The following is a 21521-nucleotide window of genomic DNA, read 5'->3' on the forward strand; positions in this document are numbered from 1 at the left end:
CCGGTCACCGCAGGGCAGTCGGGTCGGCGAGGACGGCACTGGTGGCCCGGTCCTTGCCGTTGAGGTCACGATGGGTGGTCACCGCGGTCCACAGCCCGGATCGCTCCAGCATTGCGGCGATCCACCCGGCCTGGACTTCCGCGTGTTCCATCACGAAGTAGCCGCCGGGCACCAGCAGCCTGGCGGCGGAGGCCGCGGCCGCCGTCGGAAGTTCCATGCCGTCCGCTCCCCCGCCGTACAGCGCCTCGGGCGGATCGTGCAGCGCCACTTCGGGTTCGATGGGGACTGCTTCGGCCGGTATGTAGGGCGGGTTGGACACAACGGCGTCGAACGTGCCGTTGTGCCCGGGCAGGGCATCGCGCAGGTCTCCGCGGATGAGGTGGACGCCGAGGGGAGCCAAGTTTTTTGCCGCCCAGGCGTGCGCGAACTCGCTGTATTCCACCGCATGGACTTCCGCGCCGGGGACCTCGTGCGCAATCGAGCCGGCGATGGCCCCGGATCCGGTGCCCAGGTCCACGACCTTGGGATGAGCCAGGCCCTGCAGCCGGTCAATCACCAGCTGGACCACGGATTCAGTTTCCGGGCGGGGAATGAAGACCCCCGGCCCGACCGCCAGTTCCAGGTAGCGGAAGTGCGCCACGCCGGTGATGTGCTGCAGCGGTACGCGCCGGGCCCGTTCGGCGACGAGCTCCTGGTAACCGTCCGGGGCGGGCGTGTCACCGAGCATCAGGGCGCGGAGCCGGCCGAGACCGACGCCGAGCAGGTGCTCGGCGAGGAGTTCGGCGTCGACCCGCGGGCTCGGGACGCCTGCGGCGGCCAGGACGGCGGTGGCCCCGCGGACCGCGTCCGCGAGGCTCAGCCCGGTTCCTTCTGTCATCACTGCGCGCGCCGGACTAGTCGCCGATGGCGTCGAGGCGGGCCTGCTCGTCCATCTCGATGGCCGACTGGATGACCGGCTCGAGGTCGCCGTTCATGACCTGGTCCAGGTTGTAGGCCTTGTAGCCGGTGCGGTGGTCCGCGATCCGGTTTTCCGGGTAGTTGTAGGTCCGGATGCGCTCCGAACGGTCCATGGTGCGGATCTGCGACTTACGCTGGGCCGAGTTCTCGGCGTCAATCTGCTCCTGCTGGTGGGCCAGGATGCGGGCGCGGAGGACGCGCATGCCGGCTTCGCGGTTCTGCAGCTGCGACTTCTCGTTCTGCATGGCCACCACGATTCCGGTGGGAAGGTGGGTGATCCGGACCGCGGAGTCGGTGGTGTTCACGGACTGGCCGCCGGGGCCGGAGGAACGGTAGACGTCGATCTTGAGATCATTCTGGTTGATTTCGAGTTCTTCGGGCTCATCCACTTCCGGAAGCACCAAGACGCCGGCGGCGGAGGTGTGGATCCGGCCCTGGGATTCCGTCACGGGAACGCGCTGCACACGGTGCACGCCGCCTTCGAACTTGAGCCGCGCGTAGACGCCCTCGGCGGGATCGTTCGAGTTGCCCTTGATGGCCACCTGGACATCCTTGTAGCCGCCCAGGTCCGATTCGTTGGCGGAAATCATCTCCGTCTTCCAGCCGCGGGATTCCGCGTACCGGGTGTACATCCGCAGCAGGTCGGCCGCGAACAGGGCAGCCTCGTCGCCACCCTCGCCGCCCTTGACTTCGAGGATCACGTTGCGGGCGTCGTCCGGGTCGCGCGGGATCAGGAGCCGGCGCAGCTTGGCCGCGGCGGTTTCCAGCTTGGCCTCCAGCTCGGGCACTTCCGCCGCGAACTCCGGGTCCTCCCCCGCCATTTCCCGGGCAGCCGCAAGGTCATCCTGGATGCCGTGCCAGGCGTGGTACGCCTCGACGATGCCGTTCAGCTGTGCCGAGCGCCGGCCCAGCTTCCGGGCGAGCTTCTGGTCAGCGTAAACAGCAGGATCCCCAAGCTGTGCCTGGATGGCATCATGCTCATCCAACAGGCCCTGTACGGACTCAAACATTTTCAAACCTCTTTCGACTCTTACCAAGTCTAGTTACTGCAACGCGGGGTCACTTACGGCCCATTCCAAGGGCCCCGATGGGCTCTAAGTGACCCCGCGTTGCAGTTGGAGCGGCGTCACTGGTTAACGCAACAACCGCTCGGGTAATTGGCGGCCCGGGAAGGGCCGCCAATTTCCGAGCGGTTGACGTCAGCTATTTGTCGTTGTCGGACTTCGCACCAAGCGTCGTCTTCTGCACCTGCATGAGGAACTCGACATTGCTCTGGGTCTCCCGGATCTTGTTGGTCAGCAGCTCAAGGCTCTGCTGCGTTTCAAGTCCGGACAGGACCCGGCGCAGCTTCCACATGATCTTGACTTCCTCGGGGGACAGCAGGTTTTCCTCACGGCGGGTACCGGACGCGTTGACGTCCACGGCCGGGAAGATGCGCTTGTCCGCGAGCTGGCGGGACAGGCGCAGTTCCATGTTGCCGGTGCCCTTGAATTCCTCGAAGATGACTTCGTCCATCTTGGAACCGGTCTCGACGAGCGCGGTTGCCAGGATGGTCAGTGAGCCACCGTTTTCGATGTTGCGGGCTGCACCGAAGAAGCGCTTCGGCGGGTACAGCGCTGCGGAGTCGACACCGCCGGAGAGGATACGGCCGGAAGCAGGTGCCGCCAGGTTGTAGGCACGGCCCAGGCGGGTCATCGAATCGAGGAGCACCACGACGTCCATGCCCATTTCCACGAGGCGCTTGGCACGCTCGATGGAAAGTTCGGCCACGGTCGTGTGGTCGTCCGCGGGACGGTCGAAGGTGGAGGCGATGACCTCACCCTTGACGGTGCGCTGCATGTCCGTGACTTCTTCGGGGCGTTCGTCAACAAGCACCATCATGAGGTGGACCTCAGGATTGTTGGTGGTGATGGCGTTGGCGATGGACTGCAGGATGAGCGTCTTGCCGGCCTTCGGCGGCGAAACGATCAGGCCGCGCTGGCCCTTGCCGATCGGGGCAACGAGGTCAATGACCCGGGGGCCGATCTTCTTGGGGTCCGTTTCGAGGCGCAGGCGCTCCGAGGGGTACAGCGGGACAAGCTTCGCGAATTCGACGCGGTCCTTGAGTTCCTCGGGGGTCTTGCCGTTGACCGAGGTGACCCGGACGAGGGCGTTGAACTTCTGCCGGGCGGTCTGCTGCTGGCCGCCCTGCGGGGCCTCGCCTTCACGGGGTGCACGGATGGCACCGACGACGGCGTCGCCCTTGCGCAGGTTGTACTTCTTGACCTGGGCGAGGGACACGTAGACGTCGTTCGGGCCCGGCAGGTAGCCGGAGGTGCGGATGAACGCGTAGTTCTCCAGCACGTCCAGGATGCCGGCGACAGGCAGCAGGACGTCGTCCTCGGTGACCTCGACATCGTCGACGTCCGGTCCCTGCACGCGTCCCCGACGGCGGTCGTTGCGGTCGCGGAAGCGGTCGTTGCGCGAAGTATTATCGCGGCTGTCCTGCCCGCCGGAGCGCTCGGGACGGTCGTTGCGGTCGCGCCGGTTACGGCGGTTCCGGCGGCTGCCGCCGTCAGTGTCGTCATTGTCGCGGGTGTTGTCGCGGGTGTTATCGCGGCTGCCAGTGTTGTCGCGGGTCTCGCGGGTGCCGGCGGTGTCGTCGCGGCCCCCACGGGTGCGGGTGCTCTCACGGCGCTGGCCGTCTTCGCTGCCCGGTTCGGCCTGGCGCTGGTCGGAGCGCTGTTCCGTGCGCTCGGCCTGGCGCTGCTCGCCGGAAGCCTGCTCGGCCGGCGCCTCGACGGCGGGTGCAGCCTGGGCTGCGTTCTGCCCTGTGTTCTGCCCTGCGCTTTGTCCGCCGGACTGCTCGGCAGCTTCGCCGCGGCGGCGGTTGCGGGTGCGGGGCTGGCGGGTGCGTTCGCTGCCTTCCGTCGCGGAGGCGGCAGAGCCGGACTCGGCAGTGCCGGCCTCGGCGGAAGCGGCCGGCGCCTCCACTGCGGGTGCTGCCGGGGCCTCGGCCGCGGGGGTCGTGATGACGCCATCGCTGCCGGCGCGGCGGCTGCGTCCACGTCCGCGGGCACGGGGGTTTTCCTGGGCCGGGGCTTCGGACTCGGCGGCCGGCAGCGCGGCCGGGGCCGCGGACTGGGCGACGGTGCCGTTGTCGGTCGCCTTCTCAGCGGCGCGGGCCGGAGCCTTGCTCACCGGAGTACCGGCGCGGTGTGCGGAAATGGCGGACACGAGATCGCCCTTCCGCATCCGGGAACCGCCGGAAATCCCCAGCTGGCTCGCAAGAGCCTGCAGCTGGGCGAGCTTGAGGCCCGCAAGGCCGCTGCTCTTGGCGGGTGCGGCCGTTGACGATCCGGCAGCAGAAGATGATGTTTCCACAGCTGAAGACAGCTCAGTGGTTTCGGTCACGAAGGATCCTTCCCCCTCGACGGCGTCCAGACTATGAGCTGGACGCGATGATTTGATCTGGGCTGCAGTTCAGATCTGCAGCCGGGATTTCGGCCTTGCCGGATGGATGTTGGCCAGCACGGCCGGATAGAGCTACACCTGGCGCGTTCCGGAAGAAAAAGGAACGGCGGGCTGACTTTTCAGGGGTGCAGAGATATTTCTGCGGATTCCTGCGTCAGACCAAAAGCAGGTGGCACCGGAAAATATTGCGCAGTAAAAGATGAGAGAGGCAACTTGGCCAACATCGCGGTCTTTGAACAGTAACTGAATTACCGCCTGCGTGATTACCGCCGGTGCACTTCCACTTTAGCACCTTCAACGTCCACGGCCAGCTTCATCACACGCCAGCCCACGTCCGGCGTGTTGCCGGCGGCGAAGGCGCCGATGAACTCCACGGCGGCCTCGGCCTGGGCCGCTCCGTTGGCAAGGACAAGCACGGTGGGCCCCGCCCCGGAGACGACGGCGGCGAAGCCTGCGCGACGCAGCGCGGCGATGAGGTCCGCGCTGGGCCTCATGGCCGCGGCGCGGTAGCTCTGGTGCAGGTAATCCTCAGTGCCGGCGAGCAGGAATTCCGGCTTCCGCGTGAGGGCGTGGATCAGCAGGGCCGCCCGTCCCGAGTTCATCGCCGCGGCGTGGTGGCCCACCGAGGCGGGCAGGAGTGCACGGGCGGCCTCGGTGGACAGCTCAAAGTCCGGCACGGCGACCACGGGGATGACTGCAGGGGCAACGGCCGCGCAGGTGCTGCTGTACTGGTCACTGTCCTGCCACGACAGCGCCAGTCCGCCGAAAATCGCCGGTGCGACGTTGTCCGGGTGGCCTTCCATTTCACTGGTGAGCTGCAGGACCCAGTCCTTGTCCCGGCGCGACGCCTCCGGAACCAGGGCGTTGGCGGCGGTCACCGCGGCAACGACGGCACAGGCTGAAGAGCCCAGGCCGCGGCCATGCGGATTGACGTTGTCTGCCGTGATCCTCAGGCCCTCGTGCCGGAAACCAAGGCGGTGCAGGGCCTCCGTGATGGCCCTGACCACCAGATGGGTGGCGTCGCGGGGCAGGGATTCGGCCCCTTCCCCGCTGAGCTCGAATTCCAGTTCCCCGCTGTCCAGGGTTTCCACCGTCAGGGTGTCGAACAACGTCAGCGCCAGGCCGAGGCTGTCATACCCGGGGCCGAGGTTCGCGCTCGTGGCCGGTACCCGGACCGTGACGAACTGCCCGGCCGGAACCGCCGGCGTGTCGGCGGCGGACTCGGCCGGGATGGTGAGGGTGGTTTCCACGGTTACTTTTCTTCCAGTCCCAGGGCTGTGGCCACAGTGACCACGTCGTTCGAGACCTTGACAGGCTGCACTTCGCTGCCGTCCTCGGTGCGGAGCGCCCACTGCGGATCCTTGAGGCCGTGGCCTGTGACCGTGATGACGATGGTCTTGCCGGTCGGCACTTCGCCGGCCGCGTGCTTCTTGATCAGGCCGGCGACACCGGCGGCGGAGCCGGGTTCGACGAAGACGCCTTCGCGGGCGGACAGCCAGCGGTGGGCCGACAGGATTTCCTCGTCGGTCACGGCCTCAATGACGCCGCCGGACTCGTCGCGCGCGGCGATGGCGGAATCCCAGGACGCCGGGTTCCCGATCCGGATGGCGGTGGCGATCGTGTCGGGTTCCGTGATCGGGTGGCCGGCGACGAACGGCGCCGCACCGGCGGCCTGGAACCCCCACATCACCGGGGTCCTGGTGGAGACTGCGGCCAGTGTGCCGGCGGTGGCGGACTCGAACGGTGCGCAGTATTCCTTGTAGCCCTTCCAGTACGCGGTGATGTTGCCGGCGTTGCCCACCGGGAGCACGTGGAAGTCGGGAGCGTCTCCGAGCCAGTCGACTACTTCGAAGGCACCGGTCTTCTGGCCCTCGATCCGGGCCGGGTTGACCGAGTTGACCAGGAACACCGGGTAGGACTCCCCCAGTTTGCGGGCGATGTCGAGGCAGTTGTCGAAGTTGCCGTCGACCTGCAGCAGGGTTGCGCCGTGCGCGATCGCCTGGCTCAGCTTGCCCATCGAGATCTTGCCTTCGGGCACCAGCACCACGCACTTCAGCCCGGCCGCAGTGGCATACGCGGCGGCGGAGGCGGAGGTGTTGCCGGTGGAGGCACACACCACGGCCTTCGCGCCGGCGGCAACCGCCGCGGTCATGGCCATGGTCATGCCGCGGTCCTTAAAGGAGCCGGTCGGGTTCATGCCCTCGACCTTGAGGTAGACATCGCTGCCGGTGAGCGCGGACAGCTGCTGCGCGTACACAAGAGGAGTGCCGCCCTCCCCAAGGGTGATGACCTTCGTTGCCTCGGTGACAGGCAGACGTTCAGCGTATTCGCGGATGACGCCGCGCCATTGGTGAGCCACTTAGACTCCTTCTACCCGCAGTACGGATGTAACGGAATTGATGACGTCCAGGCCCTTGACGGCCTCGACGGTGGCTGCCAGTGCAGCCTCGCTTGCGCGGTGGGTCACGATCCGAAGCTCCGCCGATTCAACCTTCGAATCCGCGTCGCGGTGGATCGTCTGCCGCATGATTTCAATGGAGACGCCGTGCTCGGCGAAGAGCTGGGCAATCCTTGCCAGCACACCGGGCTGGTCGGCGACGTCGAGGCCGATGTAGTAGCTGGTCACGGCGGCGGTGACGGGCAGTGCCGTGACCTGTCCGGTGGTGGTCTCGGCACGGCCGGGGCCGCCGAGGACGATGCTGCGGGCCGCGGAGACGAGATCGCCCATCACGGCCGACGCCGTCGGCTTGCCGCCGGCGCCCTGGCCGTAGAACATCAGCTCGCCGGCGTTCTCGGCCTCGATGAAGACGGCGTTGAACGCGCCGCGCACGGCAGCGAGCGGGTGTTCGCGCGGCAGCAGCGTGGGGTGCACGCGGACGGAGACACCGGTAGCCCCGTTGGCGCCTGTTTCTGTGCCTGTTTCCGTGCCTGTTCTTGTGCCTTCGGCCCCCAGCTTCTCGGCGATTGCCAGCAGCTTGATGACAAATCCGGCGTCCTTCGCCGCGGCGATGTCCGCGGCCGTGACGTTGCTGATGCCTTCGCAGTACACGTCATCCAGGGAAAACCGGGTGTGGAAGGACAGCGAGGCCAGGATCGCGGCCTTGGAGGCGGCGTCGTAGCCCTCGACGTCGGCGGTGGGGTCAGCTTCCGCATAACCGAGGCGCTGGGCCTCCGCCAGCGCGTCGGAGAACTGCGCCCCGGTGGAGTCCATCTGGTCCAGGATGAAGTTGGTCGTTCCGTTGACGATGCCAAGGACCCGGGTGATCCGGTCGCCGGAGAGGCTGTCCCGGATGGGCCGCAGAATGGGGATCGCACCGGCGACGGCGGCCTCGTAGGACAACTGCACACCGGCCTTGTCCGCTTCCTCATGCAGGGTCGGGCCGTCCTTGGCAACGAGTGCCTTGTTTCCGGTGACGACGCAGGCGCCGTTCTGCATGGCCGTCAGGATCAGGGTCCGGGCGGGTTCGATCCCGCCCATCAGCTCGATCACCAGGTCGGCGTCCTTGATCAGGGTTTCGGCGTCGGTGGTGAACAGCCCGCGGGGCAGCTCGACCTCCCGGGGGGCGTCGAGGTTGCGCACGGCGATGCCGGCCAGTTCCAGGCGGGCCCCGGCGCGCGAGGCCAGCATGTCGGCGTCGTCGATGAGAATCCGCGCAACCTGGGCCCCGACGTTGCCACAGCCCAGCAGGGCTACTTTCAGGGTTCGCAATTTAGTCATTCAGACTCCCATGTCGCGGTTGAGCAGATCTTCTTCGGTTTCCCCGCGGACTATCAGCCGGGCAGATCCGTCGCGCACAGCGACAACGCCCGGCCGGGCCAGATAGTTGTAGTTGCTTGACAGGGCCCAGCAGTAGGCGCCGGTACCCGGTACAGCGAGCAGATCACCGGCTGCCACGTCCTTGGGCAGATATACATCTCTAACAACTATGTCGCCGCTCTCGCAATGTTTGCCCACCACTCGGGACAGCTGCGCGGCTTCGTCCGAGGTCCGGGAGGCCAGAATGGCCGAGTAATCCGCGTCGTACAGCACCGGGCGCGGGTTATCGCTCATCCCGCCGTCCACCGACACATACCGGCGCGGGTACGTAACGTTTTCCGCGGCCGTTCCGGCAGTTTCCTGAGCGTCCACGGCGGGCGCGTCCACCCGGACGGTCTTGAGCGTGCCCACTTCATAGAGCGTGAATGTGGTGCTTCCGACGATTGCGCGGCCCGGTTCGATCGAAATCCGCGGGGCGGAGATGCCAAGCTCGGCGCATTTGGAGCGGACGACGGCGGCCATTGCCCGGGCGATTTCGGCTGCGGGGCGCGGGGTGTCCACGGGTGTGTAGGCGATGCCGTAGCCGCCGCCGAGGTCGAGTTCAGGGAGCACGATCGAGTACTTGGACTGCATTGCGGCGAGGAAGTCCAGCAGCTTTTCCGCTGCGAGGGCGAAGCCGTCCGGCTCGAAGATCTGCGAGCCGATGTGGCAGTGCAGGCCGAGCAGGTCGATGCTGGCGTAGCCCGACGCGGCGGCCACGGCTTCCTCGGCCGCTGACAGCCCGGCCTGCTCGGTGGAGTCCCCGGCCAAGGAGAGGCCGAACTTCTGGTCCTCGTGGGCCGTGGCGATGAATTCGTGGGTGTGGGCGTGCACGCCGGGGGTCAGCCGCAGCATGACCCTGGCGGTTTCGCCGCGGGCGCCGGCGATCCTGGCGACGCGATCCAGTTCGGCCAGGCTGTCCACCACGATCCTGCCCAGCTGCATGTCGAGGGCGCGGTGGATCTCGCCGTCGGACTTGTTGTTGCCGTGGAGCGCCACGTCGGCGCCGGGGATCCCGGCGCGGGCGGCGACGGCGAGTTCCCCGCCGGAGGCCGTGTCCAGCCGCAGCCCCTCCTCCTCCACCCAGCGGACCACAGAGGTGCACAGGAAGGACTTGCCGGCGTAGTACACGTCCACTCCCCCGCAGATGTCGGCGAAGGCGTCGTTGAAGGCGTCGGAAAAGGCGCGGGCCCGGACCCGGAAGTCGGTCTCGCTCATGACAAACAGGGGCGTGCCGAACTGGCGCTGGAGTTCGCTGACGGGGATGCCGTCAATGGCGAGTTCGCCGGCGTCGTTCCGGGCGACACCGCCGGCCCACAGCGGCTCGTGCAGGGCGTTGAGGTCGGCGGGGACCTGCAGCCATTCCGGCGCGAGCGGGGAGGCTGCGGTGGACGGGTTGGTGGTCATGGCGGTTACATCCGTTCCGGCGCCGAGACGCCCAGCAGTTCCAGTCCGTTGGCCAGCACCTGGCTCGTGGCGTCGTTGAGCCACAGCCGGGTGCGGTTGAGATCGGTAATCGGCTCCTCACCCAGCGGGGCCACCCGGCAGGCGTCGTACCAGCGGTGGTAGGCGCCGGCGATGACCTCCAGATGGCGGGCCACGCGGTGCGGCTCGCGCAGTTCGGCGGCCCGGGCCACGACCGAGGGGTAGCTGCCAAGGTGCGAGAGCAGCTCGTTCTCGGTGGCGTGCTCCAGCAGGGACGCCTCGAAGCAGTCTTTGCCGTCCACACGGCGCTGCACGCCGGCGGCGACGGCGTTGCGGGCCGCACCGCGGGACCGGGCATGCGCGTACTGGACGTAGAACACCGGGTTCTCGTTGCTGTGCTTCTTCAGCAGCTCCGGGTCCAGGGTCAGCGGCGAATCGGCCGGGAAACGCGCCAGCGAATAGCGGACGGCGTCCTTGCCGAGCCAGGAGATGAGGTCCTTGAGCTCGATGATGTTGCCCGCGCGCTTGGAGAGCTTGGCGCCGTTGACGGACACCAGCTGGCCGATCAGGACCTCGATGTTGACCTCGGGATCGTCCCCGGCGGCGGCGGCGATGGCCTTGAGCCGGTTGATGTAGCCGTGGTGGTCGGCGCCGAGCAGGTAGATCTTCTCGGTGTAGCCGCGGTCCTTTTTGGACAGGTAGTAGGCGGCATCGGCCGCGAAATACGTCGGTTCGCCGTTCGCGCGGATCATCACGCGGTCCTTGTCGTCGCCGAAGTCCGTGGTGCGCAGCCAGACGGCCCCGCCGTCGTCGTAGACGTGGCCCTGTTCCCGGAGCCGCGCGACGGCGTCCTCGATCGCGCCGGCGTCGTGGAGTTCCTGCTCGGAGAAGTAGACGTCGAATTCGACGCCGAACTCGGCCAGGGTGCATTTGATGTCGTGCAGCTGGGCCTTGTAAGCCGCGCCGCGGATCACCGGCAGCGCGGCGACGTCGGTGAGTTCGCGGACGTCCGGGTGCTGGGTCAGCACCTCGTGGCCAAGATCGGCGATGTATTCGCCCGGGTACCCGCCTTCGGGCACACCGCGGCCGTGCAGCCGGGAAAGCACGGAGTTGGCGAAGACGTTCATCTGCGACCCGGCGTCATTGATGTAGTACTCGGCCGTGACGTCCGCGCCGGAGGCCCGCAGGACGCGGGCGATCGCGTCGCCCAGGGCGGCCCAGCGGGTGTGGCCGATGTGCAGCGGGCCGGTGGGGTTGGCGGAGACGAACTCCATGTTGACCGTGTGGCCTGCGAGCGCGGTGTTGGTGCCGTAGTCCGGCCCCGCTTCGACGATGGCCTTGGCCAGGGCGCCGGCGGCTGCCGCGTCAACGGTGATGTTCAGGAACCCCGGTCCGGCGATGTCGACGGCGGACACCCCGTCGATGGACTTCAGCCGGGCGCTCAAGACCGAGGCGAACTCCCGCGGGTTGGTGCCCGCTTTCTTGCCCAGCTGAAGGGCGATGTTGGTGGCCCAGTCGCCGTGCTCCCGGTTCTTCGGACGCTCCACGCGCACCTCATCCGGGACGTCGGATGCGGAAAGCCCGATTTCACCGGCGGCGACGGCGTCCTTCAGGCAGGCGGAAATGGCGAGGGAGAGTTCTTCAGGGGTCACGGTTCCAGCCTACCGGTGGCCCGCAGTGTGGCGGAATCTGGCGTCCGGCATGACAGGAGGGCCCGGGCTGGGCGCCGATTTTCCCTTGGAGCCCACCTTCCTGCTAAGCTCTAGGACGTCCCGCCGGTAACGGCAGGAACCCTGACTGCCCTCGTAGCTCAGGGGATAGAGCGTCTGCCTCCGGAGCAGAAGGTCGTTGGTTCGATTCCAATCGAGGGCACAACCAAACCCCGCCGTTTCATTGAAACGGCGGGGTTTCTTGCTTTCTGGATGCCGGCCCGGCTTTGCGTCTAGCTGCCGGCGCGGCTTTCCGCGGGAGCAATGCTCAAGGCGGCCTCGTCCGGGGTTGCCAGGGTCAGCACGGCCTCCTCCACTGTTTCGCGGTCCTCCAGCTCGCGCTCTATCCGTCGCAGGGTCACCGCCACTTCGTGCTCCGGGTGGTCCCCCTGCAGGTCCACCGCCGCGACGAGGTACAACTTGCGGGGGCCGACAAACTCCAGGTGCAGGTAGGTGAGCCGGGCGATGTCCGGGTGCTCCAGCACCCGAAGAGCCATGGAGCGTTCGATGTCCGGGGTCACACCCTGGCCCACCAGGAACCGCCGGTTGCGGTCGATCAGTACGACGGCGACGGCAGCCAGCAGAACGCCGACAACGATCGACCCCACCGCATCCGGCAGCGGGGAACCCGTGACCTGGTGCAGGAAAACGCCCCCAAAGGCCACTACCAGGCCGACCAGCGCCGCGGCGTCCTCCGCGAAGACGGCGCGCAGGGTGGGATCTGAGCTGATCAGGACCTGCTCCAGGGTGTGGCGTTCGAGCTCGTGCGCCGCCTTCCTGGTCTGGCGGAAGGCCTGGGTGAAGGAGATGCCCTCGAAGACGAAGGCCACGGCCAGGACCAGGTAGGCCACCTCGAAGTCCGCCGCAGGCTCCGGCGCGATGATCTGCTGGATGCCGTGCATGATGGACACCACGGCGCCGGCGGTGAAGAGCCCGAATGCCGCAAACATCGACCAGACGTAAGCTTCCCGGCCGTAGCCCATGGGATGGCTCTTGTCCCGCGGCTTGACCGATCGCCGTTCCGCGAAGAACAAGAACACCTGATTTCCGGTGTCCGCCCAGGAGTGCGCTGCCTCTGCCGTCATTGAGGCCGATCCGGTGAGGACCGCGGCCACGGACTTCGCGGCAGCGACGAGGATATTCGCCACAAAGGCGATGATGACCGTCAGCAGGGTCGAGCTTGATTCTTTTCGCTTCTCGGTGTGCGCCATGGGCCTACCGTATCCAATGGGCAGCATCCGCCGTGCTCCCTACGCCCGCCCCTGCCAATTGTCGGCGCCCCCTCGTAGGCTGTCCACATCGGCAGAAGCAAAGGGGTCTCACATGCACTGTTCCATCATCCCTCCGTACCTGCTCCGTCGCCTGGCAGCCCAGCGCGAACCGGAGCTCTCCGAGGCGGCCCGGGCGGCGAAGCAAGCCCTGCGGCACGTTCCGGGCTTCCATGCCTCCCGGGCCCTGCCCGGTCCAGGCAGCCACCCCGGCCTGCGGGAGCTCAAGCCGTCCCCGCCGGAGCGCACGGTGTTCGACGCCAAATTCACCGAGCAGCTACCCGGCAGTGTGGTCCGCAAGGAAGGGGAACCACCTACCGGAGACCCCGCCGCCGATGAGGCCTACGACGGGCTGGGGCACACCCACCGCCTCTACGCCGAGGCTTTCGGGCGGAACTCGATCGACGGCAACGGCCTCCACCTCGATGCCACGGTGCATTACGGCCGCCTGTACGACAACGCCTTCTGGGACGGCCAGCAGATGGTCTTCGGCGACGGCGACGGCCAGGTCTTCCAGCGGTTCACGAAATCGCTGAGCGTGATCGGCCACGAGCTGGCCCACGGCGTCACCCAGTATTCGGCAGCGCTGGTCTACCGCAACCAGGCCGGCGCGCTGAACGAATCGATGTCCGATGTGTTCGGGGCGCTCGTTGAGCAGTTTGTCCGGCAGCAGACGGCGGCGCAGGCCAGCTGGCTGATCGGCGAGGGTCTCTTCACGAACCAGGTCCAGGGGACCGCTCTGCGTTCCATGAAGGCTCCGGGGACGGCGTACGACGACGACGTGCTCGGCAAGGACCCACAGCCGGACTCCATGGACGGCTATGTGCACACGAGCGCCGACAGCGGCGGGGTGCACCTGAACTCCGGCATACCCAACCGGGCGTTCTGCCTCGTTGCCACGGACCTCGGCGGCAATGCGTGGGACGCGCCGGGGCGGATCTGGTACGAGACGCTGACGGGGGGCACGCTGTCCCCGACCGCCACCTTCGGGGCGTTCGCCAAGGCCACGGCCGCGGCCGCCGGGGAGCTCTTCGGGGCTGATTCCAAAGAGCATGACGCCGTGCGGTCCGCGTGGGAAACTGTGAAGGTAAAGTTCCCGGGAGCACGGCGATAGGCCAAGCTCATGAAGATCCGAGCCCCATGAAGATCGCAGTCTCATGAAGATCACCGTCCAGCGCAGTGGCGGCGTTGCCGGCATGAAGCGGACGTGGACCGTGCAGCCCACGCCGCCGGAGGATACAGACCGCTGGCAACCACTCATTGAAGCGTGCCCGTGGGACGACGTCGCCGGGACCAGCGGGACGACCGGTCAGCCGGACCGGTTCCTGTACAGCATCCGGGCCGGTCAACGCCGGGCGGTCCTGCCGGAGCGTGAACTGACCGGTCCATGGCGGGATCTCGTCGAATGCGCCCGCGCTGCGGCCGAGGAAACGGCCTCGTCGGATCCTGACTAGCTGAGGACCATGGCCGCGGACCGCGTGCTGTTCCGCTATGCCGTAACCAGGTGTCCGCGGAAGGTGCGGCGGTATGACTGAGGGCTGGTGTCCAGCACCTTGGCGAAATGGTGCCGCAACAGCACCGAGTGGCCAAAACCGGACTCGCGGGCGATTTCGTCGATGTTGAGCTCCGTGGTCTCAAGCAGTTCCTGGGCCCGCAGCACCCGCTGGGAGTTGAGCCAGGCCGCGGGGGTCGCACCCGTCTCGGAGCGGAAGCGCCTGGCGAAGGTCCGGGGCGACATGTGGACGCGCGCGGCGAGCTCGTTGACCGGGTGGTCCTCCCCCAGGTGCCGCACCATCCACTGCAGCAGTTCCTCCATGGGTTCGGAGCCGCAGGGCGGGATCGGCCGGTCGATGAACTGGGCCTGGCCGCCGTCGCGGTGCGGCGGAACCACCATGTCACGGGCGATGGCTGCCGCCACGGCGGCGCCGAATTCCACCCGGACCAGGTGCAGGCAGGCGTCGATGCCCGCGGCCGTCCCCGCGCTCGTGATGACCCGGCCGTCCTCGACGTAAAGGACGTTTTCATCCACCAGGGCAGCGGGATACCGGCTGGCGAGCTCCTGGGAAAAGTGCCAGTGCGTTGTGCAGCGGCGGCCGTCGAGCAGCCCGGCCCGGGCCAGGGCGAAGGCGCCGGAACAGATGGACATGACCCACGCCCCGCGGGCGTGCGCGGCCCGCAGCGCCTCGAGGACGGATTCGGGGACATCCTCGTCCCGGCCGTAGGGAGTCATGATGACCAGGTCCGCGTCCGCCGCGGCGTCGAGTCCGAGCCCCACGTGCATGGACAGCCCGGACTTCATCGGCACGTCACCCGGCGCCGGGGTGCAGACCCGTAAATCGAAGGCCGGCACGCCGGTCCCCCGGTCTGACCGGTCCACGCCAAAGACCTCAAAGGCGGTGCCGAACTCGAAGATGGAGAAGTTGGGAACCACGATCATTGCCACTGATTTGATCATGACTCCATTCTCGCAGAAAAGTGGCAGAAATTATAGCTTTTTGGGCATTTCTGCCACTTCTTTTGGGTTCGCCGCCGGAGAACCATGGAGGTATGGAACTCATCGGAATCGCCCTCATCGTCCTCGTCGTCGTCGGCCTCGCAGCCACCGTCGCAGCCCTCCGCAAGGACGGGCTCGGCCACAACCCGCCGGTCCGCTCGGAAGAGTACTGGATGGCCCGGGACCTCCCCAGCACCAGCTACACCTTGCGGATCTTCTAATCCCCGCAAAGACAGTCCACACTTCACCGCCACCCATGCCCCGCCACCCGGTGCCCGGTCCCGACAGGGACCGGGCACCCTTATGTTCGAAGAGACAGCCCCGGGGCAGTTCCCAGTAGACTGGGTGCAGCCATGACACTGCATATCTCCTACCCCGCCGAGCTGCCGGTCTCCGAGCGCCGCGAGGACCTGATGGCCGCCATCGCGGCCAACCAGGTGACCATCATCGCCGGCGAGACCGGTTCCGGTAAGACGACCCAGATTCCAAAGATGTGCCTGGAACTCGGCCTCGGCGAGAACGGACTGATCGGACACACGCAGCCGCGCCGGCTGGCCGCCCGCACGGTCGCAGAACGCATCGCGGAGGAACTCGGCGTCGAGATCGGCCAGGAAGTCGGCTTCCAGGTCCGCTTCACCGGGGAAGTCGGCCGCAACACCAAGGTCAAGCTCATGACCGACGGCATCCTGCTGGCCGAAATCCGGCGCGACAAGCTGCTGCGCCGGTACAACGCGATCATCATCGACGAGGCGCATGAGCGCAGCCTCAACATCGACTTCATCCTCGGCTACCTCAAACGGATCCTGCCGCAGCGGCCGGACCTGAAGATCATCATCACCTCAGCCACCATCGATCCGCAGCGCTTCGCCAGGCACTTCGGCAGCGAGGAAAAGCCGTCGCCGATCATCGAGGTCTCCGGACGCACCTATCCGGTCGAGATCCGCTACCGGCCTTTGTCCCAGCCGGCCGGCGGGGGCGCCGGTGACAGCACCGACGACGCTGCAATTGCGGCCTCCGACGACGAGCTGGAGGAGGACCGCGATCCCCTCGACGCCGTCTGCGACGCCGTCGACGAACTCGCGCAGGAGGCGCCCGGGGACATCCTGATCTTCTTCTCCGGCGAACGTGAAATCCGCGACGCCGCCGAGGCCCTCAACGGCAGGATCCAGTCCAACCGGAAGCTGGCCGGCACCGAGGTGCTCCCGCTCTTCGCCCGGCTGAGCCTGCAGGAACAGCACAAGGTCTTCCACCCCGGCAGCAAGCGCAGGATCGTGCTCGCCACCAACGTCGCGGAGACCTCCCTGACGGTCCCCGGCATTAAGTACGTGATTGACACCGGCACCGCGCGCATCTCCCGCTACTCGCACCGCACCAAGGTCCAGCGCCTGCCGATCGAGCGCGTCTCCCAGGCCTCCGCGAACCAGCGTTCGGGCCGCTGCGGCCGCGTCTCCGACGGCATCGCGATCCGGCTGTACTCGGCGGAGGATTACGAGTCCCGGCCGCCGTTCACCGATCCCGAGATCCTGCGCACCAACCTCGCCGCGGTCATCCTGCAGATGACCGCGATGGGAGTGGCCCGGGGCCCGAAGGATGTGGAGAACTTCCCGTTTGTCGAGCCGCCGGACTCCCGTGCCATCAACGACGGCGTCGCCCTGCTCCGCGAGCTGGGTGCCTTGAGTGCCGCGCGTCCACCGGAGCAGACGGGCGACGGCGACGGCCGCACCGGACGCCGGCCTGCCGGCGGAGCAGCCGGAAGAGACGGCGGCGGGCTGACCGCCGTCGGCCAGCAGCTCGCCCAGCTGCCCGTGGACCCGCGGCTCGGCCGGATGATCGTTGAATCCGGCAAGCGCGGCTGCGTCCGCGAGGTCATGATCCTCGCCGCGGCGCTCACCATCCAGGACCCGCGCGAGCGCCCGACTGACAAGCAGCAGCTCGCGGCGGAGAAACACGCCCGCTTCCGGGACGAGAACTCGGACTTCACCGGCTTCCTGAACCTCTGGAACTACCTCCAGGAGAAGCAGCAGGAGCTCTCCTCCACAGCTTTCCGCCGGCTCTGCCGTGCCGAGTTCATCAATTACCTGCGTGTCCGCGAGTGGCAGGACCTCTTCGCGCAGCTGCGCCAGCTGGCCCGGCCGCTCGGCATCAGCCTGGACAACAAGCGCCTGGCCGATCCGGTCGGCAACCACGAGGGGATCCATATCAGCCTGCTCTCGGGCCTGCTGAGCCACGTCGGCATCCTCGATGAGCGCAAGCGCGAGTATGCCGGCGCCCGCGGCAGCCGCTTCGCGATCTTCCCGGGCTCGGCCCTGTTCAAGAAGTCCCCCACCTTTGTCATGGCCGCGGAGCTCGTGGAGACGAGCCGGCTGTGGGCCCGGGTGGCAGCGAAATTCGATCCGCTCTGGGTCGAGCAGGTGGCGCCGGACCTGGTCAAGCGCAGCTACAGCGAACCGCACTGGTCCAAGAAGATGGGCTCGGTGATGGCCCACGAAAAGGTCACGCTGTACGGCGTGCCCATCATTCCGAGCCGCCGGATCAACTACGGCAAAGTGGACCCGGAGCTCTGCCGGGAGCTGTTCATCCGTCACGCCCTGGTCGAGGGCGACTGGCAGACCCACCACAAGTTCTTCCACCGCAACCGGGCGCTGCTCCTTGAAGTCGAGGAGCTCGAGGCGCGGATGCGGCGCCGCGACATCCTGGTGGACGACGAGACGCTCTTCGAGTTCTATGACGCCAGGCTCGGCAAGGAGGTCGTGTCCGAGCGGCACTTCGACAAGTGGTGGAAGGAGGCGCGGCAGCAGGACCCCGCGCTGCTCGACTTCGACCAGGCGCTGCTGATCAGCGAAGACGCCGATGCCCTGGACGACTCGGCCTACCCGAAGACCCTGCTGCACAAGGGCTTTGAGCTGCCGCTGAGCTACGAGTTCCACCCCGTGGCCCCCGGGTCGCCGCCCAACCCGTCCGACGGCGTCACCGCCGAGGTGCCCGTGCTGTTCCTGAACCAGCTCGACGACGCGGCGTTCCGCTGGCTGATTCCGGGCCAGCGCGTGGAGCTCGTCACTGCCCTGATCAAGTCGCTGCCCAAGCAGGTGCGCAAGAACTTCGTGCCGGCCCCGGACGTTGCCCGGCAGGCCGTCGCGGCCCTCGAGGCGGACTTCGATCCGGCTACGGACGAGCTGGAAGCCTCACTGGAACTGGTCCTGCGCCGGATCCGGGGCCAAGTCATCCCGCCGCATTCCTGGAACTGGGACGCCGTTCCGCCGCACCTGCGGGTCAGCTTCCGCGTCGTGGATTCCCAGGGCAAGGTCCTGGACGAGGGCAAGGACCTCGGGGTGCTGCAGGAACGGCTGGCACCGGCCACCCGGCGCGCGATCGCCGAATCACTGGGCGCCACGCCCGCGACGACGGCACCCCAGGCCAACGGCAGGGCCGGCGCGGCGGCGGGCGGGCGGTCCAACGGCAAGTCCGCGGCCCAGGCCGCCGTTGCGGCTCCCGGGACCGCGGCTTCCGCACTCTCCGGCGCGTCCGGCGGTTCGGCCGGTTTCGCCGAGCAGGCCGGGCTGACCTCGTGGTCCTTCGGGACGGTCCAGCGCCAGGTCCAGGGCACGGTGAAGGGGCATACTGTCACCGGCTACCCTGCGCTTGTGGATGAAGGCAGTTCCGTCGCCCTGCGGCTCTTCCAGACGAGCTCCGAACAGGAACAGGCCATGCGCGGGGGCGTCATCCGCCTGCTCGCGCTGAAGGTGCCGCCCCCGGACCGCTACGTCCTGGAGCACCTGAACAATACCGAGAAGCTGACGTTCAGCCAGAACCCGCACGGATCCGTCACGGCGCTGATCGCCGACTGCGCACTGGCCGCCATCGACAAGCTCACCCCCGCCGAGCTGCCGTGGGACGAGGCGTCCTTCAACGCACTGTACGAGAAGGTCCGCGCCGAGCTGATCGACACCGTCTTCACCGTCACTGCCGTCGTGGAGCGTATCCTGGCGAGCACCCGGCGGATCGAGAAGGCGCTCAAGGGCACCACAAGCCTGGCCCTGATCAGCGCCCTGAATGACATCAGGAGCCAACTGGAGCAACTGGTGTTCCCCGGTTTTGTGGCACGCACGGGCTACAGCCAGCTCAGTCAGCTGCCGCGCTACCTCGCGGCGATCGAGAAGCGCCTGGAGAAACTCCCCACCAACGTCCAGCGGGATGCCCAGCACATGGCTGCGGTCCAGGCCCTGGAGGACGACTACGACGACGCCGTCTCGGCGCTGCTCCCGGGCCGGCGGGCCGGAGCCGAGTTAACCCAGGTCCGCTGGATGATCGAGGAGCTCCGGGTGAGCCTCTTCGCCGTCGAACTCGGCACCGCCTATTCGGTCTCCGAGAAGCGGATCCGCGCGGTGCTTAACAAGGCGCTGGCGCCGGTCTGACGCCCGGTCAGGACCGTCAGACCCGCGCCAGCGGGGTCAGCGAAGGGTGACGGCCGAGCCGTCTCAGGCGTCCGGAACGTGCGCGGCGTGTCCAGCTTTCCGGAGACCTTCGCGGAGCTTCTCGGCGTTAGCGTCCAACTGCGCGGGATCGGGGTTCTGGTCCACCGACCCGAAGTCGAAGTCCGCCATGGTGTTGGACGGCCACACGTGGACGTGCAGGTGGTTGATCTCGTAGCCGGCCACTATGAGGCCGGCGCGTGCAGCGCCGAACACCTCGACCTGGACGGCGCCGATCTTCTGGGCGACGTGCATCACGCGGGCCAGCAGCTCGGGGGATGCATCGGTCCAGCGGTCCACTTCCTCGGTCGGCACTACGAGGGTGTGGCCGTCGGCGAGCGGGCCCACCGTCAGGAACGCCACGACGTCGTCCTCCCGCCAGACGAAGCGGCCGGGGATCTCGCCGTTGATGATCCTGGTGAAGAGAGTGCTCATGCGTCTGCCCTTTCCGAGGGTGTTCCGAGGGTACTGGTGTCCAGGACAAAACGGTACTTCACTTCTCCTGCCACCATGCGGTCGTAGGCCTCATTGAGCTGGTCGGCGCGGACCACTTCAACCTCGGACGTGACGCCGTGCTCAGCGCAGAAGTCCAGCATCTCCTGCGTCTCGGCGATGCCGCCGATCATTGACCCGGCGTACGCGATCCGACGCCGGATCAGCGCCCCGGGGTTCACCGGCGGCATGTCCTCAGAGGGCAGGCCGAGCTGGAAGAGTGCCCCGTCAACGCGCAGGGTGCGGAAGTACGGGTTGAGGTCGTGGGGCGCGGCGACGGTGTCGATGATGACGTCGATGCTGCGGTTCGCGGCGTTCATCGCGGCCTCGTCGCGGGACAGGATGACCTCGTCCGCGCCAAGTTCGCGGGCTGCGGCGATCTTGGACCCCGAGGTGGTGAAGACCTTCACGTCGGCGCCCATGGCCTTGGCGAGCTTCACGGCCATGTGGCCCAGTCCGCCCAGGCCGACGACGCCGACGACGTCCCCCTCCTCGACGTCGAAGTGGCGCAGCGGGGAGTATGTGGTGATGCCGGCGCAGAGCAGCGGCGCGGCCGCGGCGGGGTCGAGGCTTTCCGGGACGTGCAGGACGTAGCGGCGGTCCACGACGATCAAGCTGGCGTAGCCGCCCTGCGTGGTGGCGTCGCCGTTGCGGCGGTCTTTTGAGCCGTAGGTCCCGGTCATGCCGTTCTCGCAGTACTGCTCCAGGCCATCGAGGCAGCTGTCGCATTCGCGGCAGGAGTCGACCAGGCAGCCGACGCCGACCAGCTCGCCGACGGTGAAATCCTCGACGGCGGAACCGACGCGGCTGACCCGGCCCACGATTTCGTGGCCGGGGACGAGCGGGTAGTCCTGGTTTCCCCATTCGCCGCGGGTGGCGTGGACGTCGGAGTGGCAAAGGCCGCAGAATTCGATGGCGATCTCGACGTCGTCCTCCTTCGGCGCGCGGCGTGCCACCGTCAGGGGAACCAGGCCGCTGTCGCTCGCTGTCGCACCGTAGGCGGCGGCAATGCGCGGGCCCGGCGTCGGGCTGTCCGAGGTCAGATCGGGAAGCGGCCTGGCGAGGGGCGGCGGTACGGGGCGTCCGGGAGTCATGATCCGACGCTACCCCCGGGTGCGGCCGCTAGGCCAATTCGGGGGCGGCCGGCCGGTGCGGGCCCGGCCACTGCGCTCCCTGGCGGCATCCGCCACCACAGCAACGCGGGGTCACATACGGCCCATCCGGAGGCGGATTATGGGCGCTAGGTGACCCCGCGTTGCTGTTGCTGGCCGCCGTGCCGGGCTTTGGCTTGCGTCCCGGCGGTGCTTCACGGGGGCCACTGCGGAAACTGGACCGGAATTTCGTGCGGATGTATGCGGCGGATCAATCGGGGTTTAACTACGGCAGATCGACCAGTGTTTAACTGTCGCAGGTGCCCGATAGTGTGTTTCCATGGACGGCAAGCAGGAGCCCGGTGTG

General features: G+C 67.6%; 16 protein-coding genes and 1 tRNA gene. 5 read left to right on the plus strand and 12 right to left on the minus strand.

Annotated elements, in window-relative coordinates:
- Positions 1-4 precede the first annotated feature (4 nt).
- From prmC to argS, 8 genes are all read right to left on the minus strand, one after another.
- Positions 5-877: a peptide chain release factor N(5)-glutamine methyltransferase gene (prmC, locus tag QCD75_RS06080; RefSeq protein WP_301226702.1), complete on the minus strand. Its 873-nt coding sequence runs from the start codon at positions 875-877 to the stop codon at positions 5-7.
- A gap of 16 nt (positions 878-893) precedes the next feature.
- Positions 894-1967: a peptide chain release factor 1 gene (gene prfA / locus QCD75_RS06085; protein ID WP_301226704.1), complete on the minus strand. Its 1074-nt coding sequence runs from the start codon at positions 1965-1967 to the stop codon at positions 894-896.
- Positions 1968-2160: 193 nt separating this feature from the next.
- The gene (rho, locus tag QCD75_RS06090; protein ID WP_301226706.1) at positions 2161-4350 is read right to left on the minus strand and encodes a transcription termination factor Rho; all 2190 of its coding nucleotides are present in this window, start codon (positions 4348-4350) and stop codon (positions 2161-2163) included.
- 323 nt (positions 4351-4673) lie between these two features.
- Complete coding sequence (gene thrB, locus QCD75_RS06095; RefSeq protein WP_301226708.1) at positions 4674-5660, minus strand: homoserine kinase; 987 nt, start codon at positions 5658-5660, stop codon at positions 4674-4676.
- A gap of 2 nt (positions 5661-5662) precedes the next feature.
- Positions 5663-6769 carry a threonine synthase gene (gene thrC, locus QCD75_RS06100; protein WP_226761551.1) on the minus strand — a complete coding sequence of 369 codons (1107 nt, stop codon included), beginning with the start codon at positions 6767-6769 and terminating at the stop codon, positions 5663-5665.
- Positions 6770-8128, minus strand: a complete 1359-nt coding sequence (locus QCD75_RS06105; RefSeq protein ID WP_301226711.1) for a homoserine dehydrogenase — start codon at positions 8126-8128, stop codon at positions 6770-6772.
- Positions 8129-9613 carry a diaminopimelate decarboxylase gene (gene lysA / locus QCD75_RS06110; RefSeq protein ID WP_301226713.1) on the minus strand — a complete coding sequence of 495 codons (1485 nt, stop codon included), beginning with the start codon at positions 9611-9613 and terminating at the stop codon, positions 8129-8131.
- A gap of 5 nt (positions 9614-9618) precedes the next feature.
- On the minus strand, positions 9619-11283 hold the full coding sequence (gene argS / locus QCD75_RS06115) for an arginine--tRNA ligase (protein ID WP_301226714.1): 1665 nt from the start codon (positions 11281-11283) through the stop codon (positions 9619-9621).
- A gap of 147 nt (positions 11284-11430) precedes the next feature.
- Here argS and QCD75_RS06120 point away from each other — a divergent pair.
- Positions 11431-11503, plus strand: a tRNA-Arg gene (locus QCD75_RS06120).
- A 70-nt stretch (positions 11504-11573) separates the two neighbouring features.
- Here QCD75_RS06120 and QCD75_RS06125 read toward each other — a convergent pair.
- A complete protein-coding gene (locus tag QCD75_RS06125; RefSeq protein ID WP_301226715.1) occupies positions 11574-12551 on the minus strand; it encodes a cation diffusion facilitator family transporter in 978 nt (325 codons plus the stop codon).
- A gap of 112 nt (positions 12552-12663) precedes the next feature.
- Here QCD75_RS06125 and QCD75_RS06130 point away from each other — a divergent pair, with 112 nt between their 5' ends.
- The gene (locus tag QCD75_RS06130; RefSeq protein ID WP_301226716.1) at positions 12664-13722 is read left to right on the plus strand and encodes a M4 family metallopeptidase; all 1059 of its coding nucleotides are present in this window, start codon (positions 12664-12666) and stop codon (positions 13720-13722) included.
- Positions 13723-13765: 43 nt separating this feature from the next.
- Positions 13766-14062, plus strand: coding sequence for a protealysin inhibitor emfourin (locus tag QCD75_RS06135; RefSeq protein WP_301226717.1), 297 nt, complete (start codon positions 13766-13768; stop codon positions 14060-14062).
- A 35-nt stretch (positions 14063-14097) separates the two neighbouring features.
- Here QCD75_RS06135 and QCD75_RS06140 read toward each other — a convergent pair whose 3' ends face one another.
- On the minus strand, positions 14098-15063 hold the full coding sequence (locus QCD75_RS06140; protein WP_301226718.1) for a GlxA family transcriptional regulator: 966 nt from the start codon (positions 15061-15063) through the stop codon (positions 14098-14100).
- A 92-nt stretch (positions 15064-15155) separates the two neighbouring features.
- On the opposite strand from QCD75_RS06140, the gene QCD75_RS06145 reads away from it, so the two are divergent.
- The gene (locus QCD75_RS06145; protein WP_301226719.1) at positions 15156-15323 is read left to right on the plus strand and encodes a hypothetical protein; all 168 of its coding nucleotides are present in this window, start codon (positions 15156-15158) and stop codon (positions 15321-15323) included.
- 132 nt (positions 15324-15455) lie between these two features.
- Positions 15456-19514 (plus strand): ATP-dependent RNA helicase HrpA, encoded by a 4059-nt coding sequence (hrpA, locus tag QCD75_RS06150; RefSeq protein ID WP_301226720.1) that lies wholly within the window; start codon positions 15456-15458, stop codon positions 19512-19514.
- Between the two features lie 63 nt (positions 19515-19577).
- On the opposite strand, the gene QCD75_RS06155 is transcribed toward hrpA, so the two are convergent.
- Both QCD75_RS06155 and QCD75_RS06160 read right to left on the minus strand, forming a co-directional pair.
- Entirely contained in the window at positions 19578-20006 is a 429-nt protein-coding gene (locus tag QCD75_RS06155; RefSeq protein ID WP_301226721.1) for an HIT family protein, read from the minus strand.
- Positions 20003-21157, minus strand: coding sequence for an NAD(P)-dependent alcohol dehydrogenase (locus tag QCD75_RS06160; RefSeq protein WP_301226722.1), 1155 nt, complete (start codon positions 21155-21157; stop codon positions 20003-20005). The genes QCD75_RS06155 and QCD75_RS06160 overlap by 4 nt, the downstream gene beginning before the upstream one ends.
- Positions 21158-21521 lie beyond the last annotated feature (364 nt).

The sequence above is a fragment of the Arthrobacter sp. PsM3 genome, assembly GCF_030433895.1.
Taxonomy (GTDB): domain Bacteria; phylum Actinomycetota; class Actinomycetes; order Actinomycetales; family Micrococcaceae; genus Arthrobacter.

What these genes read in the sequence shown, in the direction of transcription:
- QCD75_RS06105 (WP_301226711.1), bottom strand. Translation starts at nt 8,128, where the DNA reads ATGACTAAATTGCGAACCCTGAAAGTAGCCCTGCTGGGCTGTGGCAAC.
- QCD75_RS06155 (WP_301226721.1), bottom strand. Translation starts at nt 20,006, where the DNA reads ATGAGCACTCTCTTCACCAGGATCATCAACGGCGAGATCCCCGGCCGC.
- QCD75_RS06140 (WP_301226718.1), bottom strand. Translation starts at nt 15,063, where the DNA reads ATGATCAAATCAGTGGCAATGATCGTGGTTCCCAACTTCTCCATCTTC.
- prmC (WP_301226702.1), bottom strand. Translation starts at nt 877, where the DNA reads ATGACAGAAGGAACCGGGCTGAGCCTCGCGGACGCGGTCCGCGGGGCC.
- lysA (WP_301226713.1), bottom strand. Translation starts at nt 9,613, where the DNA reads ATGACCACCAACCCGTCCACCGCAGCCTCCCCGCTCGCGCCGGAATGG.
- QCD75_RS06125 (WP_301226715.1), bottom strand. Translation starts at nt 12,551, where the DNA reads ATGGCGCACACCGAGAAGCGAAAAGAATCAAGCTCGACCCTGCTGACG.
- QCD75_RS06130 (WP_301226716.1), top strand. Translation starts at nt 12,664, where the DNA reads ATGCACTGTTCCATCATCCCTCCGTACCTGCTCCGTCGCCTGGCAGCC.
- hrpA (WP_301226720.1), top strand. Translation starts at nt 15,456, where the DNA reads ATGACACTGCATATCTCCTACCCCGCCGAGCTGCCGGTCTCCGAGCGC.
- QCD75_RS06145 (WP_301226719.1), top strand. Translation starts at nt 15,156, where the DNA reads ATGGAACTCATCGGAATCGCCCTCATCGTCCTCGTCGTCGTCGGCCTC.
- QCD75_RS06160 (WP_301226722.1), bottom strand. Translation starts at nt 21,157, where the DNA reads ATGACTCCCGGACGCCCCGTACCGCCGCCCCTCGCCAGGCCGCTTCCC.
- prfA (WP_301226704.1), bottom strand. Translation starts at nt 1,967, where the DNA reads ATGTTTGAGTCCGTACAGGGCCTGTTGGATGAGCATGATGCCATCCAG.
- QCD75_RS06135 (WP_301226717.1), top strand. Translation starts at nt 13,766, where the DNA reads ATGAAGATCACCGTCCAGCGCAGTGGCGGCGTTGCCGGCATGAAGCGG.